Consider the following 14,881-nt stretch of genomic DNA (forward strand, 5'->3'; position numbering starts at 1 on the left):
AGAACAGCGCGCCTTGCGTCACCTGTCGACCCATCATGCTCGTAAACCCCTGACGCCTTTCCAGGAGTGAATCACGTCTTCGTCACTGTCGCAACCAGCCGTTTTTCAACAGTCTCGTTCCGGTTGTGACACTCCGACTCCGTTAGGAATATGCCTGCCTGAAAGATTGTCGGACGTTCAAGACGCTGGCCCGCCAACGGCCGTCAGCGTCTTGGTAGGGCGTAGGCCAGAGTGTAATCCCCATAGCGCGTCCCAAGCGCACCATGCCCGCCTGCGGTGATGACCACATACTGTCTCCCGTCACGCCCTCGATAGGTCATCGGGGTCGCCTGCGCGCCTGCGGGCAATCGCGCTTTCCACACAACCTTTCCGGTGTTGAGATCGAAGGCGCGCAGATACTGGTCTGTCGTTGCGCCGATGAAGGCAAGTCCCCCCGCCGTGATGATCGAACCGCCGAGGTTCGGCACGCCAGTCTTGATCGGCACGCCCAGATGCGAGCCGAACAGGCCGGTATCGCGCGCGGTGCCGAGCACTTTCTTCCACAAAACGCGCCGGGTTCCCAGGTCCACTGCAGTCAAGTGGCCCCATGGCGGCGCGACGCAAGGCGCACCGAAGATGCCCACCCACGCTTTTACAACCGCGACATAGGGCGTGTTGTACTGGGTCTGGAGCTGCGCCTGCATGGCATTCTCACCGCCCTGCTTCTGCTTCATTAATTCGGCGACGCGTGGATCGTCGCGACGCATCAGCCACAGCTTGAACGGCATCTCCATCGTGTTGACTGTCATCACCCCGCGGACCGGATCGACCGCTGCGCCGCCCCAGTCGGTGACGCCATCAAAGGCTGGATGACCGATAATCGGCTTCAGCCCCATCGGCTGGTAGATCCCGGTTCCCTGCGCACGGCGGATGTCGATGCGGCAGAAAAGTTGGTCGATCGGTGTCGCGCCCCAGGTCGCGACCTCGGTCGGCGCAGCCGGGGTGAAGCTCGGCATCCCGGTCGAGAAGGGCTGCGTCGGCGACACGCGTACACCGGGGGTGGCACCGTCGGTGCGCACCGGTTTCTCGGTGATCGCCGCAATCGGCGCGCCGGTCAGCCGGTTCAGGAAGAATATCTGGCCCATCTTCGTCGTCTGGATCAGCGCCGGAATTATCTGTCCGTTCGGTGCGCGATAGTCGAACAGCGAGGGGCCGATGGGCAGATCCATATCCCACATGTCGCGATGCACCAGCTGGCGCGTCCAGCGCAGCTTGCCCGTCGCCACGTCCAGCGCGACGATGGACGAGCCGAAGCGATCGTCGAACGGCCGGCGGTAGCCGATCCAATAATCGGGCGAGGCGTTGCCCGTGCCGAGATAGACGAGCCCGTTAGCCGCATCAGCAGTGATCGCGCCCCAGACGTTGGGTGTGCCGCGCGTATAGTTCTGCCCCGTCGGAAGTGGCGCTATCGCGTCCTGTGAGCGGCCGACATCCCAAGCCCAGACGGGCGCACCCGAAACGGGATCATAGGCACGCACGACACCCGAGGGGATGTCGCGATTGACGTTGTCGATGATCCGCTCGCCGATGATCAGCCGGTTGTTGATGACGACGGGCGGCGTCGTGCCGATCTGATCGGAGGGCTTTGACGTGCCCATGTTGGTGCGCAGGTCGATCGCGCCACGGTTAGCGAAGGTTTCGCACGGACGGCCCGTGTCCGCATCCAGGGCGACAAGCCGGGCGTTGAACGTTGGGGCGAAGATGCGGCGTGGACAGGGTGTTCCCGTCGGAGCCTCGAAATAGGTAACGCCGCGACAGACCAGATAGTTGTTGCCCTGAATCGGTGCATCCTCATGCCAGCTCCACTTCGTCTTGCCGGTAGTCGCGTCGATCGCCTGCACGAACGAGTGCGGCGTGCAGGTGTAAAGCGTATTGTCGATATGGATCGGCGTGGCTTCGGAATGGTATTCGCGCTTGTGTTCCTGGCTCTCGGCTGCGGCGGGAAGGTCGCCGGTGCGCTGCGTCCAGGCGAGCTGAAGACGGTCGACGTTCTGCGGGGTGATGTCGGCAAGTGCCGAGTAGCGCCGTCCCGACGGTGTGCCGCCGTAATCACGCCAGTCCGCATCCGCTTCGCCGGTCGGAGCGGTGGTTAACGCCACAGCGCCAGGCGCACCCTGCGCCTCAACTCCATCGCCGTGCAGGGCGCTGCCGCCGATGCCGAGCGCGAGAACTACCGCCGCGGCAGCGGGCACCGCGTGCGCGGGCGACCGCCACGAGCGTGCCCGCCACCCGGTCACCAGTACCAGCACCAACAGGACAGTCGGCGCGACCAGGCGCGGGACGAGTTGCAGGCCATCGAACCCGACCTCCCACACCGCCCAGATCAGCGTGCCGACCCAGATTCCCCCGAAGAGCAAGCGGCCGAACGGAGCGTGGCGCCCGAGCAGAGCGCCGCTTACTACCATCGCGATCCCCGCGACCAGATAGTACGGCGATCCGCCCAGCGAAGCGAGAACGCCCCCTGCGACCGCGAACAAGCCGCCGATGATAGCCACGCTCCACGCGATCGCGAGTCGGTAAAGCCGAGCCATTGCTGTTCCCTTTCGAACTGTTGCTCCCCCAACGATTGGAGGGGGTGAAGTTTCAGCCTAGACTACCTTTTCGCAACTAGCCCAACCAGAGGCTGTATCCCTTTTCGAGCAAGACCGATCGATGCACTGCGCGAGTCATAGGCGGGTAGCGTCAGGTTCAGCGTCCTGGAAGCGTTGCAATCTAGGTGTCAAAACGACAGAGACTGTTGAAAAAAGCCTGCGGAGTAACAGCGCAGCGGATGGCTGGGGGCGCCGGGCGCCGCAAGATGCGCTCGTATCAGGCCGGCGCCGCCTGCCGGGCGAGCAGCTGGAGGTTATAGGCCGCAGCCGCCATGGTGAACTCCTCGGTAGCTCCCGACAGGCCACGCAACTTGAGTGTTCGTAGCCCCAGATTGCGTTTCAGGTGACCAAACACGCGCTCGATCCGCTGTCTTCGACGCCGCGCGTGCACGTAGGCGTCGGTGCCGGCAAGGGCGCGCACGGTGTCGCGGGCATCCTCGCTGACGAGGCGACTGATGCTGCGTTTCCGGCCGATGGTGCATTGGGATTTCAGTTCGCAACCAGCACAATCGGCGACATGGCTTCGATAGACGCGGACCTGACTGGCGCGCCTGGTGCCGCAGTAGCTGAGCTGCTTGCCCGCCGGACAGCGATAGGCGTCGGCTTCGCGATCGTAGTAGAAGGAATCGCGGGTTAAAAAGGCGTCGCGCTGGCGGCTGCGGTCGATAACCGGAATGTACGGCGTAATATTCCGCTTGAGCAGCCAGCCGAGCAGTGGGCCACTGCCATACGCCTTGTCGGCCGCGAGGCTTTCGAGCGCGATGCCCAGGCTGGTGCCAGCACGTGAAACCAGCGTTCGGGTCGCCGCAACCTCTGACGAGAAGCGCGCCGGCGTTGCCTCCACATCAAGGATGCAGTCGGTCTCTAGGTCTAGCAGCGGGTTGATGGCGTATGCGTAGCGCGCCGGCCCATGCTTGCAGGTAAGGGCCGCCTGCGGGTCGGTCGGCGAGATGCTCGCAGGATCGACAGGCGCCGGTTCATCGGGATCTGGCGGCAACGCGGTATCGAGCGCTGCCAGATACTCGGCGACGGGCCGTGATACGCTTTCCCTGGCACGAAGCTCGTCCGCAGCATCTGCCCCCTTTAGCTTCTTCTCGCGGCTGGCGTCGGCCATGATCGTGCTGCCGTCCACCGCCACGTCCCGCCCAGCTACTAGCCCGGCCGCGGCGCACTTTGCGACTACCTGCTCGAACAACAGGCGATGCAGGTCGCAGGCGCGGAAGCGGCCGTGCCGGTTCTTGGAGAAGGTGGAATGGTCGGGCACCCGGTCGGCCAGATCGAGCCGGCAGAACCAACGATAGGCGAGGTTGAGATGCACCTCCTCGCACAGGCGGCGTTCCGAGCGGATGCCGAACAGGTAGCCGACCAGCAGCATCCTGAGCATCAGCTCCGGATCAATCGAGGGCCGTCCGCTCGTGCTGTAGCTCGCCGCCAACGCCTCGCGCACGAAGCCGAAGTCGAGCAGCCCGTCGATGCGTCGAAGTAGGTGATCGGCAGGCACATGCTCGTCAAGCCGGAAGCCGTAGAACAGTGCGCCTTGCGCCACTTGCCGACCCATCATGTTCGTGATCCTCCGACGACTGCCAGGAGTGAATCACGCCTTCAACCCCTTCGCAAGCAGCCCTTTTTCAACAGTCTCGTCCGTTTTTGACACCTGTTCTCAGAGGTGACTTAGGACGGAGACAGCGCTTCAAGAATACCGCACTCGGCAACCGTCCCGTGCCCGCATTTCTCAATGATTTGGGCCAACTCGTGATCAAGCGCTGATAGGTCGGCGATCTTGCGCTCAATTGCCTTACGGTGCTCACGGGCGATCGTCTCGACTGCGGTACATGACCAATCGCGATGGTCGGCTAACCCAAGTAGCTCCCGGACCCGATCAAGGCTGAACCCAAGGCCGCGCGAGCGGCGAATGAATGACAACCGGCGAAGGGTCCCCTTGTCATAGGTTCGGAAGTTGCCTTCGGTTCGCGCGGGCGGAGGCAGCAATCCGATCTCTTCGTAATAGCGAATCGTCTGCACCTTCGTGCCGGTCGCGTTCGCGAGGTCACCGATTTTTAGAGCCATGGCCCTTGACCCTACAGTTACTGGAGGGTGCATATGCGACGAGGACGAGGATCTTGTCGAGAAGCTAGACGACGTGCGTGTCGCTTCGGCGGAGCGGGAAAAAGGAAACGATGTGCCTACTGAAGACGCTCTGACGCGGACAGCCGACAAGACGGGCGTGATCGGTGCGATCATCGCCTCTTTCGGTTGTGCAGCGTGCTTTCCGGCTCTTGGCAGCCTCGGTGCCGGGATCGGCTTAAGCTTTCTAAGTCAGTATGAAGGCCCCTTCATCCGGTACATATTGCCGCTCTCCGCTCTCGTCGTTTTGGCGGCAAACCTTAGCAGCGGATTTCGACACAAAACTTGGCTCCGCCTAGCCCTTGGGGTTATTGGCCCTGTGCTCGTCCTGATCGCCGCCCTGCTAATGTCGCTTCGTGGCATCCGGGCGGAATGGGTGCTTTATGCGGGGCTGGTGTTGATGATCGGGGTCTCGATTGTCGATCTGGTTTCCCCTCCGGGGCGGCGATTCAGCAATCCGGTCCCGTCGAGGAACAGATAATGACGGATACCGCCGCAAGGCGACCCTCGGCACCGGATGCGCCGCCCGTTTGGGGTGTCGCATCAATCGCGGGTGCGTTGGGCTTGAGCGCGGTTACGGCTGCCGCTGCCTGCTGCGTCCTGCCGCTTGCGCTCGCCTCGATCGGCGTGGGTGCCGGGCTCGCCGGTAGCCTCGCCGAGCTGGCGAGCATCCGGACGCCGCTTCTTGTACTGAGCGGGGTCGCACTCGTGGTCGCCTGGATCATGTGGTGGCGCAAACGCGAAACGGCTTGCACGGCGGGAGACGCTTGCGCGGCCGATGCCGCGCCGCGCCGCGCCATCGGCCTTCTGATCGCTGCGACGGCGCTGGTCGGGTTGGCTGCTATTTGGGATTCGATTGAGCCTTTGCTGATGAAGTGGATATTGTAGTGCTGCTTACCTCCACGTTGACCTGTCCGAAGTGCGGCCACCAATCGACAGACACCATGCCGACCGATGCCTGTCAGTTCTTCTACGACTGCAAGGGTTGCGCTGCGGTGCTCCGCCCCAATGCCGGGGACTGCTGCGTCTATTGCTCGTTCGGGGACGTGCCATGCCCCCCGATTCAGGAGGCGCGCGCGTCCGGATCAACGGCGAGCTGTTGCACCTGATCGCGTCTGGCGATCAACACCTGAGCGCCATTTACACCCGCAGCAGGGAAGAAGCTCATGCCCGAAACCTATGATCTGGTCGTTATCGGCGCGGGAACCGCGGCGCGGGTCGCGGCCATGCGCGTCCGCAAGGCAGGCAAGAGCGTCGCCGTGATCGACTGCCGACCTTATGGCGGCACCTGCGCGCTGCGCGGATGCGACCCCAAGAAGATGCTGCGCCACGGTGCGGCCGTCATCGACAACGCGCGCCGGATGCGCCGCAACGGGGTGGTGGGCGAGGACCGCATCGACTGGCGCGAGCTGATGGCGTTCAAGCGCACCTTCACCGATCCGGTGCCGGGCAAGCAGGAACAGAGCTACCATGACGCGGGGGTGGAAACCTTTTATGGCTCGGTCCGCTTCACCGGCGCGAACACCCTTGTCGTGGAGGGAAAGACCCTCACCGGGCGACACGTCCTCATCGCCAGCGGTGCCGAGCCGGTCCCGCTCGGATTGTCCGGCGAAGAGCATGTCATCGACAATGAGGCATTCCTGGCAATGGAGCGCCTGCCCCGGCGCATCGTGGTCGTCGGGGGGGGCTACATCGCGGCCGAGTTTTCGACGATTGCGGCGAACGCCGGGGCGGAGGTGACGATCCTCCAGCGCGGGCCGCGCATGTTGACCGGCTTCGACCCCGATCTGGTTGGCTGGCTGACGCCGCGCCTGCGCGACGCAGGGATCGACGTGCAGCTCGATACGGTGGTCGAGGCGATCGACAAGACAGGCGACGGCTTCTTAGTCCGCGCCTCCACGGGCGGGGAAAGCAAGAGCTTCGCGGCCGACCTGGTCGTTCATGCCGCCGGGCGCAGGCCGGCGCTCGAAGCACTCGACCTGGATGCGGCGGGGATCGCGCACGAGCACGGCCGCCTCACGCTTAACGAGCATCTGCAAAGCGTGTCCAACCCGGCAGTGTATGCAGCCGGCGACGCGGCCCAGATGGGGCCGCCACTGACGCCGGTGTCGAGCCACGATGGCAAGGTGGTCGCCGGCAACATACTGGAGGGAAATCACCTCCAGCCAGACTATCGGGGCGTCCCAAGCGTCGCCTTCACACTTCCTCCCATTGCGTCGGTTGGCCTCGGCGAAGCCGAAGCGCGCAAGCGAGGAATACGCTTTCGCGTGAACAGCAGTTTCGTGCCTGGCTGGTATACCGCGAAGCAAGCGGCCGAACCGGTCTATGGGTTCAAGGTGCTGGTCGATGAAGGCGACGACAGCATAGTCGGCGCTCACCTGGTCGGACCCCACGCAGAAGAGGTCATCAACCTGTTTGCGCTCGCAATCCGGCACCATCTCACGGCAGGCGACTTGCGATCAACCATGTTCGCCTATCCAACTGGGGCGTCGGATATCGGCTCGATGCTTGGATGAAGGTGGCCTCGAAGAACAACATGACGCGGTAACGGTCCACCAATAAGGCGTGGCCCGACACTTAATATCCATTATGCTGGATATATGGAAAGTGATTCGGCTATCGCTGCATTGGGTGCCTTGGCTCAAGGTACACGCCTGGACGTGTTCCGTCTGCTGGTGCGGCACGAACCCGATGGCTTGGCCGCGGGTGAGATTGCTCGTCAGCTCAACGTGCCACAGAACACCATGTCGGCGCATCTCGGTATTCTCGCACGTGCCGGTCTGGTCCGGTCCGACCGGCACAGCCGCTCGATCGTCTACCGCGCCGACCTGGACGGCTTGCGCGCGCTGATGCTGTTCCTCGTCAAGGATTGCTGCGCCGGATCGCCCGAGCTGTGTGCGCCGCTCCTCGCGGAACTCGATCCTTGCTGCTGAAAGGACACCCTGTGGCTACCGATATCGTCATCTACCACAACCCCGCGTGCGGCACGTCGCGCAATGTCCTTGGCCTGATTCGCAATGCGGGGATTGAGCCGCACGTGGTCGAATATCTAAAGACCCCGCCCTCGCGCGCGCTGCTAGTCGAGTTGATAGACCGTGCGGGCATCACCCCGCGCGATCTGCTGCGCGAGAAGGGAACGCCTTATGCGGAGCTGGGGCTGGGTGACACGTCGCTCTCCGACGACGCGCTGATCGACGCCATGATGGCGCACCCGATCCTCATCAACCGTCCGCTCGTCGTCTCACCGCTGGGCGTGAAACTATGCCGCCCGTCGGAAGCGGTCCTCGATCTGCTGCAGACAGGCCAGCAAGGCGCGTTCGTCAAGGAGGATGGCGAGCAAGTCGTGAACGCTTCGGGTCAGCGCGTCGCCTGATGCTTCTTGCCGTCCTGATCTTTGTCGCCACGATCGCGCTCGTCATCTGGCAACCGAAAGGGCTGGGCATTGGATGGAGCGCGATGGGCGGTGCCGTCGTCGCCTTGCTCGCTGGCGTCGTCACTCTCTCGGACGTGCCGGTGGTGTGGGGCATCGTCTGGAACGCGACCGCTGCTTTCGTCGCGATCATCGTCATCAGTCTGCTGCTCGACGAGGCCGGGTTCTTTGAATGGGCAGCACTCCATGTCGCACGCTGGGGCAGAGGGCATGGCCTGAGGCTGTTCGTTCTCATCGTGCTGCTGGGCGCGGCAGTATCCGCGTTGTTCGCCAATGACGGCGCGGCGCTGATCCTGACGCCGATTGTCATCGCCATGCTGCGCGCGCTGGGCTTCAAGGACAAGGCGACGCTGGCGTTCGTCATGGCGGCCGGCTTTATCGCCGACACGGCAAGTTTGCCGCTGGTCGTCTCCAACCTCGTCAACATCGTGTCGGCCGACTTCTTCAAAGTCGGCTTCGGTGAATATGCCTCCGTGATGGTGCCGGTCGATCTCGTGTCGATCGCCGTCACGTTGGGCGCACTGATGCTGTTCTTCCGCCGTGACATTCCACAAGCCTATGATGTCGGAGCGCTGCGCGCGCCCCATGAGGCTATTCGTGATGCCGCGACCTTCCGCGCCGGTTGGGTTGTCCTGGCGCTTCTGCTCGCCGGCTTCTTCCTACTCGAGCCCCTCGGCGTACCGGTAAGCGCAGTTGCCGCTGCCGGCGCGATCCTGCTCCTGGTGATCGCCGGGCGCGGCCATGTAATCGAGACACGGAAGGTACTGCGAGGCGCGCCGTGGCAGGTCGTGATCTTCTCGCTCGGCATGTACCTGGTCGTCTACGGCCTGCGGAACGCCGGCCTGACCGATCACCTCGCCGCGCTGCTCGATCGCACGGCACAAGGCGGTGTGTGGGGTGCGGCCTTCGGAACGGGCATCATCGCGGCCATTCTCTCGTCGGTGATGAACAACATGCCGACCGTGCTGGTCGGGGCGCTGTCGATCGACGCGGCGCACGCGACCGGCGCGGTCAAGGAAGCAATGATCTACGCAAACGTAATCGGTTGCGACCTCGGCCCGAAGCTGACGCCGATCGGGTCTCTCGCGACGTTGCTGTGGCTTCACGTTCTCGGTCAGAAGGGCGTGCGGATCGGATGGGGCTATTATTTCCGCGTCGGCGTCACGCTGACCGTGCCGGTACTGCTCATCACGCTCGGCGCCTTGGCATTGAGGATCACTCTTGGATGACAGCCCTGATCTACATCGCAGCGGCGCTTGCTGAAATTGGGGGATGCTTTGCCTTCTGGGCTTGGCTGCGCATGGGAAAGTCACCCCTGTGGCTCGCGCCAGGCATAGCGTCCCTCGTCGTCTTTGCCTGGCTGCTGACCCGCGTGGACAGCGATGCGGCAGGGCGCGCCTACGCCGCTTATGGCGGCATCTACATCTGCGCCTCACTGCTTTGGTTGTGGAGCGTCGAGGGCGTTCGGCCCGACCGCTGGGACGTGGGTGGCGCGGCCCTATGTCTCATCGGAACTTGCGTGATCCTGCTCGCGCCGCGTGGTGCGTAACGCCGGCCCTATCTGACTTTGGAATGTTCAATGCCTCTTCGCGACCTGTCCGAACCCGACCATCTACCCGCACTCGATCCGGCCTATGCCCACCAGCGGCCTGCGCTCGGTCTCGGTCCGGCTGATCCCGCACCGCGCATCCTGCTGCTCTACGGAAGTTTGCGCGAGCGCTCCTTCTCGCGGCTATGCATCGAGGAAGCTGCGCGCCTTCTTCACTTTTTCGGGTGCGAGACGAGGATTTTCGATCCGTCGACGCTACCGTTGCCCGATCAAGTGGCGGGCGACGACCACCCGGCCGTTCATGAGTTGCGGCAGCTCTCTCTATGGTCGGAAGGACAGGTCTGGTGCAGCCCCGAGCGACACGGTCAAATCACGGGCATCATGAAAACGCAGATCGACCATCTGCCGCTGAACATGGGCGGCATGCGCCCTACGCAGGGGCGCACGCTGGCGGTGATGCAGGTGTCAGCGGGATCGCAGTCGTTCAACAGCGTCAACACACTGCGCGTGCTCGGCCGCTGGATGCGGATGTTCACCATCCCCAATCAATCATCGGTCGCCAAGGCGTTCAACGAGTTTGACGACGCCGGGCGGATGAAGGCCTCGAGTTACTATGATCGCATCGTTGACGTGATGGAGGAGTTGGTCCGCTTCACCGTCTTGCTCCGTCCACATGCTGACCAGCTTATCGATCGCTATTCCGAGCGCAAGGAAGCCGGGGTGCCGATGGATCCGACAACCGATCTATCAAGCATCGCGACGGCCCGCGTCTGAAGCTAAGCCCGTCCGCCGGGGAAGACTGCCGCCCACGCCCGCAATAGCGTAGCGAGTGCAACATTACCGCACGATAGGCTTGGCTTCAGCCGGTACAATAATCGCTGTTTGCGTCGAGGGATCGGCCATAACGTCAAGGCCTTCGGGCACGTTGCGACGCAGCTCGTCGATCCAGACCTGTCCATGCGCGTCCGAAGGCATGCGCCAGTCGCCGCGTGGGGATAGCGATCCGCCGGTCGTGACCTTGGGTCCATTCGGCAGAGCAGAGCGCTTGAACTGGTTAGCGAAGAAGCGGTGTAAGAACACCTCAAGCCAGGCGCGGATGACGCCCACCTCGTAGGCGCGCTTTTGCTCCTCGGGAAACCCCGGCGGCCAGCTTCCCGCACTAACGTCCTGCCAAGCGTGGAATGCCAAAAAAGCGATCTTCGAGGGCCGCAGCCCGAACCGGGTGAAATAGTAGATCCAGAAATCGTGGAGCTCATACGGTCCGATCTTGCCTTCGGTGCTCTGCGATTCTCCTTCGCTCGCCTGCGGGATGAGCTCGGGCGATATCGTAGTCCCGAGAACGTCCAGAAGGACGTCTGTGACATTGGTATCGAACAGCCGGTTCGAAGCCGTCCACCGGATCAGGTGCTGAATGAGAGTCTTCGGAAGCGAGCCATTCACGTTGTAGTGGCTCATGTGGTCGCCGACACCGTAGGTACACCAGCCAAGTGCAAGCTCCGACATGTTGCCGGTGCCGAGCACCAAGGCGTTACGCTGGTTGGCAGCTCTGAACAGAAGATCCGTCCTGAGTCCCGCCTGCACGTTTTCGAAAGTCGTGTCGTAGACCGGTTCGCCGGTTGCGAACGGGTGCTGCAAATCCGCTAGCATCTGGTTGGCAAGCGGCTTGATGTCGATCTCCTCGGCGGTCACACCGAGCCCACTCATCAAGGCGTGGGCATTGGACTTCGTCCTGGCGCTGGTGGCGAAGCCAGGCATTGTAAATCCGAGAATGTCGGTACGTGGACGCCCAAGCAAATCGAACGCCTTTGCCGCGACGATCAAGGCATGGGTCGAATCCAACCCTCCGGACACGCCGATGCAGATCTTGGCTAAACCGGTTGCTTCCAGCCTCCTCGCAAGCCCGCTGACCTGGATGTTGAACGCCTCGTAGCAGTCCTGGTCGAGACGGGCCGGATCATCAGGTACGAAGGGGAAACGATCGATGTTCCGTCTCAGCCCGAGATCGCCCATCGGGGGATCGAGATGGAAGGACACACGTCGGAATCGCCGGTCCGGCATCCCGTTTGCGATAGCGGCCTCGTTGAAGGTGCCGGTCCGCATGCGCTCTAGTTGCAACCGCTCCACGTCGATGTCCGCAATGACCATCTGGGACGCGACGCTGAACCGCTCCGTTTCCGCGAGCTGAGCTCCCAGCTCGTATATGCAGGCCTGGCCATCCCAAGCGAGATCAGTGGTCGACTCTCCGTATCCGGCCGCGGAGTAGATGTAAGCTGCCCAGCAGCGGCCGGACTGCAGCTCGCAGAGGCGCCGTCGTGTGTCCGCCTTGCCCACCACGATGTTGCTTGCCGAAAGGTTCGTCAGGATCAGCGCGCCGGCGAGCGCGGCAAAGTCGCTTGGGGGTGCAGGAGCCCAAACGTCCTCGCAAATTTCAGTGTGGAAGATCAGGCCGTCGACGTCGTCAGCCTGGAACAGCAAATCCATTCCGAAAGGAACTGGCTCGCCTCCAACATAGATCTCGCCACGCACGTCACGGCCGGAGGCGAACCACCGCTTCTCATAAAACTCACGGTAATTGGGAAGGTGGCCTTTTGGTACCACACCAAGAATCCGACCCCGGTGGATGGCGACAGCACAATTGTAGAGCCGACCTTCGCGCCGTAACGGCGCTCCCACGAGGAGAACCGGCCTCAACGTCCGGCTTGCCTCGACCAGATCTATAATCCTCGCTTCAACTTCGTCGAGCAACGCGCGCTGAAGCAGGAGATCGTCAATTGAGTAGCCCGAAAGTCCCAGTTCCGGGAAAACCATCAGCGCTACTGCCTGAGCGTCGCCCTCGCGGGCTAGTTCCATGGTTTGTGCGAGGTTGAACGTGGGATCGGCGGCCCGGCAGCGCGGCCGGCAGGCAGCGACTCGCACAAAGCCTTGGCGGTAGATGGAAAGAAAGGCCTCGGCGCCCTTGCTCTGGATCATATGTGCATGCCTTGGCCGAGCAGGACGAGAGCGGCCTCCTTCAGCGACTCCGGCAAGGTGGGATGGGCGTGCGTCGTCAGCGCGATGTCCTCAGTCGTCCCACCATATTCCATGGCCAGTACGGCCTCGTGGATCATCGTTCCGGCGTCCGGCCCGATAATGTGAGCGCCGAGCAGGCGATCGGTCTTCGCGTCTGCCAGCAGCTTCGTGAGCCCGCGGGTGTCGCCGTTGCATCGCGCGCGGCTGTTCGCCAGGAACGGGAATGTGCCGGACTTGTAGTCGACGCCGGCTGCCTTCAGTTCCTCTTCCGTTTTGCCAACGCTCGCGACCTCGGGAGAGGTGTAGATGACGGCGGGTACGGTGTTGTAGTCGACCCCTGGATAGCGGCCGGCGATCCCCTCCACGCAGCGCACCCCATCCAGCGTCGTTTTGTGCGCAAGCATCGGTCCCGCGATAACGTCGCCGATAGCGTAAATTCCGGGGACAACAGTCTTGAAACCAAGCTCCACAGGTATGCGGCCCTTGGGGTCGAGCAAGACACCGACTTGGTCCAGCCCTAGGCCGTCTGTGTAGGGTCTACGGCCCACTGCGACCAGCACGACGTCGGCCGCGAGGGTCTCGGTTGCACCGCCGTTTGACGGCTCGATGGCGATAAGCAGGTCGTCGGGGCGCTTCTCGACGCTCGTCACTTTGGTCTGGAACCGGAAGTCTAGCCCTTGCTGCTTCAGCGTTTTAAGCAGGTGTCGCGAGATCTCGCGATCCATGCTGGGCACGATGCTCTCGAGGAACTCAATCACAGTCACCCTGGCGCCCAACCGACGCCAGACGCAGCCCAGTTCAAGGCCGATATAGCCGCCGCCGATGACGACCAGATGATCCGGCACCTTCTTCAACGAGAGCGCGCCCGTATTCGAGACGACGCGCTCCTCATCAATGTCGATACCTGGCAGCCGCGCGACATCCGAGCCGGTTGCTACGATGATCCCCTTGGTTGCCGTCAGAGATCGAGCGCCACCCTCGGCCAGATCGACGGCGAGGCGATCGTGTGCCGTGAAACGGGCGCTTCCCTTCACCCATTCCACCTTGTTCTTTTTCAAGAGGTGTTCGACGCCCTTGGTAAGCCCAGCGACGACCTCATTTTTGCGGCTGATCATTTGCGCCAAGTCGAGGGCAACGCCGCTGACGCCGATACCATGCTTCTCAAGCCCCTCGCTGAGGTCGGCAAACAGCTCCGTCGAATGGAGAAGAGCCTTGGAGGGAATGCAGCCGACATTGAGACAGGTGCCGCCAAGCGTGGCGCCACGTTCGACACACGCGACGCTCATCCCGAGCTGTGAAGCGCGGATGGCGGCGGGATAGCCTGCCGTGCCCCCGCCGATTACGATGATGTCGAAGCTGTCGTTCATTCGTTCGTCCTCGATAAACCGGTCACCTGAGCTGAACGCCGCTGGCAAGGAACCGCTTCGCCAGCAGCGCGAACATCCGAGTTCAGCCCATCTCTAGATATCCACGTGAAGTCCGCTGAACCCGCACCATCAAGGCGGGGAGAAAGGGATAGAAGGGTCTCACCTCTTGGACGAAGCGCTCTCCGTCTCCAGTATCGCCGGCCGGTGTGCGCTGGGCGCTGATCAGATCACTTGGCACGGGCACCTCTCGTCAGAATTTGCAGCCGCAGGCAATCGCCTGTGCCGCATCATCAATCTTCCCTACATTCTACAGTAGCTGTAGAATCAAGCTCATTGTAATTCCGGCAGCAGAAAGCGGGCATTCGAATGCAAATCGGCGAACTGGCGAAAGCCACCGCGACCAAGGTCACGACGATCCGCTTCTATGAGGGCATCGGCTTACTCGGCCGCCCCGCTCGCACGACCTCAGGCCGGCGCACTTACGGGGCGTCGGACACCGATCGTCTCAACTTCATACGAAACGGTAGGCGTCTCGGCTTTTCCATCGACGAGATCCGCTCCTTGCTCGCACTCGCCGATCAGCCGGACCGCGACTGCGGGGAAGCCACTGAGATCGCATCACGTCATCTCGCCGATGTTGAGGAGCGCCTTCGCCAGCTAGGCGCGCTGCGCGATGACCTGGCTGCAATGAGCGCTGCCGGCTGTTCGGCCAAAACGATGGCCGAGTGTCGCGTTATCCAAGCTATCGCTGGACCAACCGCATAACCCTGAA

15 protein-coding genes are annotated in these 14,881 nt (G+C 62.8%); 10 read left to right on the forward strand and 5 right to left on the reverse strand.

Annotated elements, in window-relative coordinates; all coding sequences use genetic code 11:
* Positions 1 to 203: 203 nt before the first annotated feature.
* The 3 genes from U1708_RS17975 to U1708_RS17985 form a co-directional block, all read right to left on the reverse strand.
* The gene (locus U1708_RS17975; RefSeq protein ID WP_332747460.1) at positions 204 to 2,570 is read right to left on the reverse strand and encodes a membrane-bound PQQ-dependent dehydrogenase, glucose/quinate/shikimate family; all 2,367 of its coding nucleotides are present in this window, start codon (positions 2,568 to 2,570) and stop codon (positions 204 to 206) included.
* 277 nt (positions 2,571 to 2,847) lie between these two features.
* A complete protein-coding gene (locus U1708_RS17980) occupies positions 2,848 to 4,191 on the reverse strand; it encodes an IS1182 family transposase (protein WP_332747462.1) in 1,344 nt (447 codons plus the stop codon).
* A 110-nt stretch (positions 4,192 to 4,301) separates the two neighbouring features.
* Positions 4,302 to 4,697 carry a MerR family transcriptional regulator gene (locus U1708_RS17985; protein WP_151989816.1) on the reverse strand — a complete coding sequence of 132 codons (396 nt, stop codon included), beginning with the start codon at positions 4,695 to 4,697 and terminating at the stop codon, positions 4,302 to 4,304.
* Here U1708_RS17985 and merC point away from each other — a divergent pair.
* From merC to arsH, 9 genes are all read left to right on the forward strand, one after another.
* On the forward strand, positions 4,696 to 5,235 hold the full coding sequence (gene merC / locus U1708_RS17990; RefSeq protein ID WP_151989815.1) for an organomercurial transporter MerC: 540 nt from the start codon (positions 4,696 to 4,698) through the stop codon (positions 5,233 to 5,235). The genes U1708_RS17985 and merC overlap by 2 nt on opposite strands.
* Positions 5,235 to 5,642, forward strand: coding sequence for a mercury transporter MerT (locus U1708_RS17995; protein WP_151989814.1), 408 nt, complete (start codon positions 5,235 to 5,237; stop codon positions 5,640 to 5,642). Before merC ends, U1708_RS17995 begins: the two co-directional genes overlap by 1 nt.
* 56 nt (positions 5,643 to 5,698) lie before the next feature.
* Entirely contained in the window at positions 5,699 to 5,863 is a 165-nt protein-coding gene (locus U1708_RS18000; RefSeq protein ID WP_302675749.1) for a GDCCVxC domain-containing (seleno)protein, read from the forward strand.
* 57 nt (positions 5,864 to 5,920) lie between these two features.
* Positions 5,921 to 7,270 carry a dihydrolipoyl dehydrogenase family protein gene (locus U1708_RS18005; protein ID WP_151989812.1) on the forward strand — a complete coding sequence of 450 codons (1,350 nt, stop codon included), beginning with the start codon at positions 5,921 to 5,923 and terminating at the stop codon, positions 7,268 to 7,270.
* Between the two features lie 84 nt (positions 7,271 to 7,354).
* Entirely contained in the window at positions 7,355 to 7,687 is a 333-nt protein-coding gene (locus tag U1708_RS18010) for an ArsR/SmtB family transcription factor (protein ID WP_151989811.1), read from the forward strand.
* Positions 7,688 to 7,698: 11 nt separating this feature from the next.
* The gene (gene arsC, locus U1708_RS18015) at positions 7,699 to 8,127 is read left to right on the forward strand and encodes an arsenate reductase (glutaredoxin) (protein WP_151989810.1); all 429 of its coding nucleotides are present in this window, start codon (positions 7,699 to 7,701) and stop codon (positions 8,125 to 8,127) included.
* Positions 8,127 to 9,413: an arsenic transporter gene (locus U1708_RS18020; protein ID WP_151989809.1), complete on the forward strand. Its 1,287-nt coding sequence runs from the start codon at positions 8,127 to 8,129 to the stop codon at positions 9,411 to 9,413. Before arsC ends, U1708_RS18020 begins: the two co-directional genes overlap by 1 nt.
* On the forward strand, positions 9,410 to 9,733 hold the full coding sequence (locus U1708_RS18025; protein ID WP_151989808.1) for a YnfA family protein: 324 nt from the start codon (positions 9,410 to 9,412) through the stop codon (positions 9,731 to 9,733). The genes U1708_RS18020 and U1708_RS18025 overlap by 4 nt, the downstream gene beginning before the upstream one ends.
* Before the next feature lie 30 nt (positions 9,734 to 9,763).
* Positions 9,764 to 10,507, forward strand: a complete 744-nt coding sequence (gene arsH / locus U1708_RS18030; RefSeq protein WP_159513013.1) for an arsenical resistance protein ArsH — start codon at positions 9,764 to 9,766, stop codon at positions 10,505 to 10,507.
* A gap of 63 nt (positions 10,508 to 10,570) precedes the next feature.
* Here the strand turns inward: arsH and U1708_RS18035 are convergent, their stop codons facing one another.
* Both U1708_RS18035 and lpdA read right to left on the reverse strand, forming a co-directional pair.
* Positions 10,571 to 12,703 (reverse strand): NAD(+) synthase, encoded by a 2,133-nt coding sequence (locus U1708_RS18035; protein ID WP_159513014.1) that lies wholly within the window; start codon positions 12,701 to 12,703, stop codon positions 10,571 to 10,573.
* A complete protein-coding gene (lpdA, locus tag U1708_RS18040) occupies positions 12,700 to 14,109 on the reverse strand; it encodes a dihydrolipoyl dehydrogenase (RefSeq protein ID WP_159513015.1) in 1,410 nt (469 codons plus the stop codon). The genes U1708_RS18035 and lpdA overlap by 4 nt, the downstream gene beginning before the upstream one ends.
* Positions 14,110 to 14,475: 366 nt before the next feature.
* Between lpdA and U1708_RS18045 the strand changes: the two genes are divergently transcribed.
* Positions 14,476 to 14,874: a MerR family transcriptional regulator gene (locus U1708_RS18045; protein WP_332747474.1), complete on the forward strand. Its 399-nt coding sequence runs from the start codon at positions 14,476 to 14,478 to the stop codon at positions 14,872 to 14,874.
* Positions 14,875 to 14,881 lie beyond the last annotated feature (7 nt).

Origin of the sequence: Sphingomonas arabinosi (assembly GCF_036663715.1) — a bacterium.
GTDB lineage: Bacteria > Pseudomonadota > Alphaproteobacteria > Sphingomonadales > Sphingomonadaceae > Sphingomonas.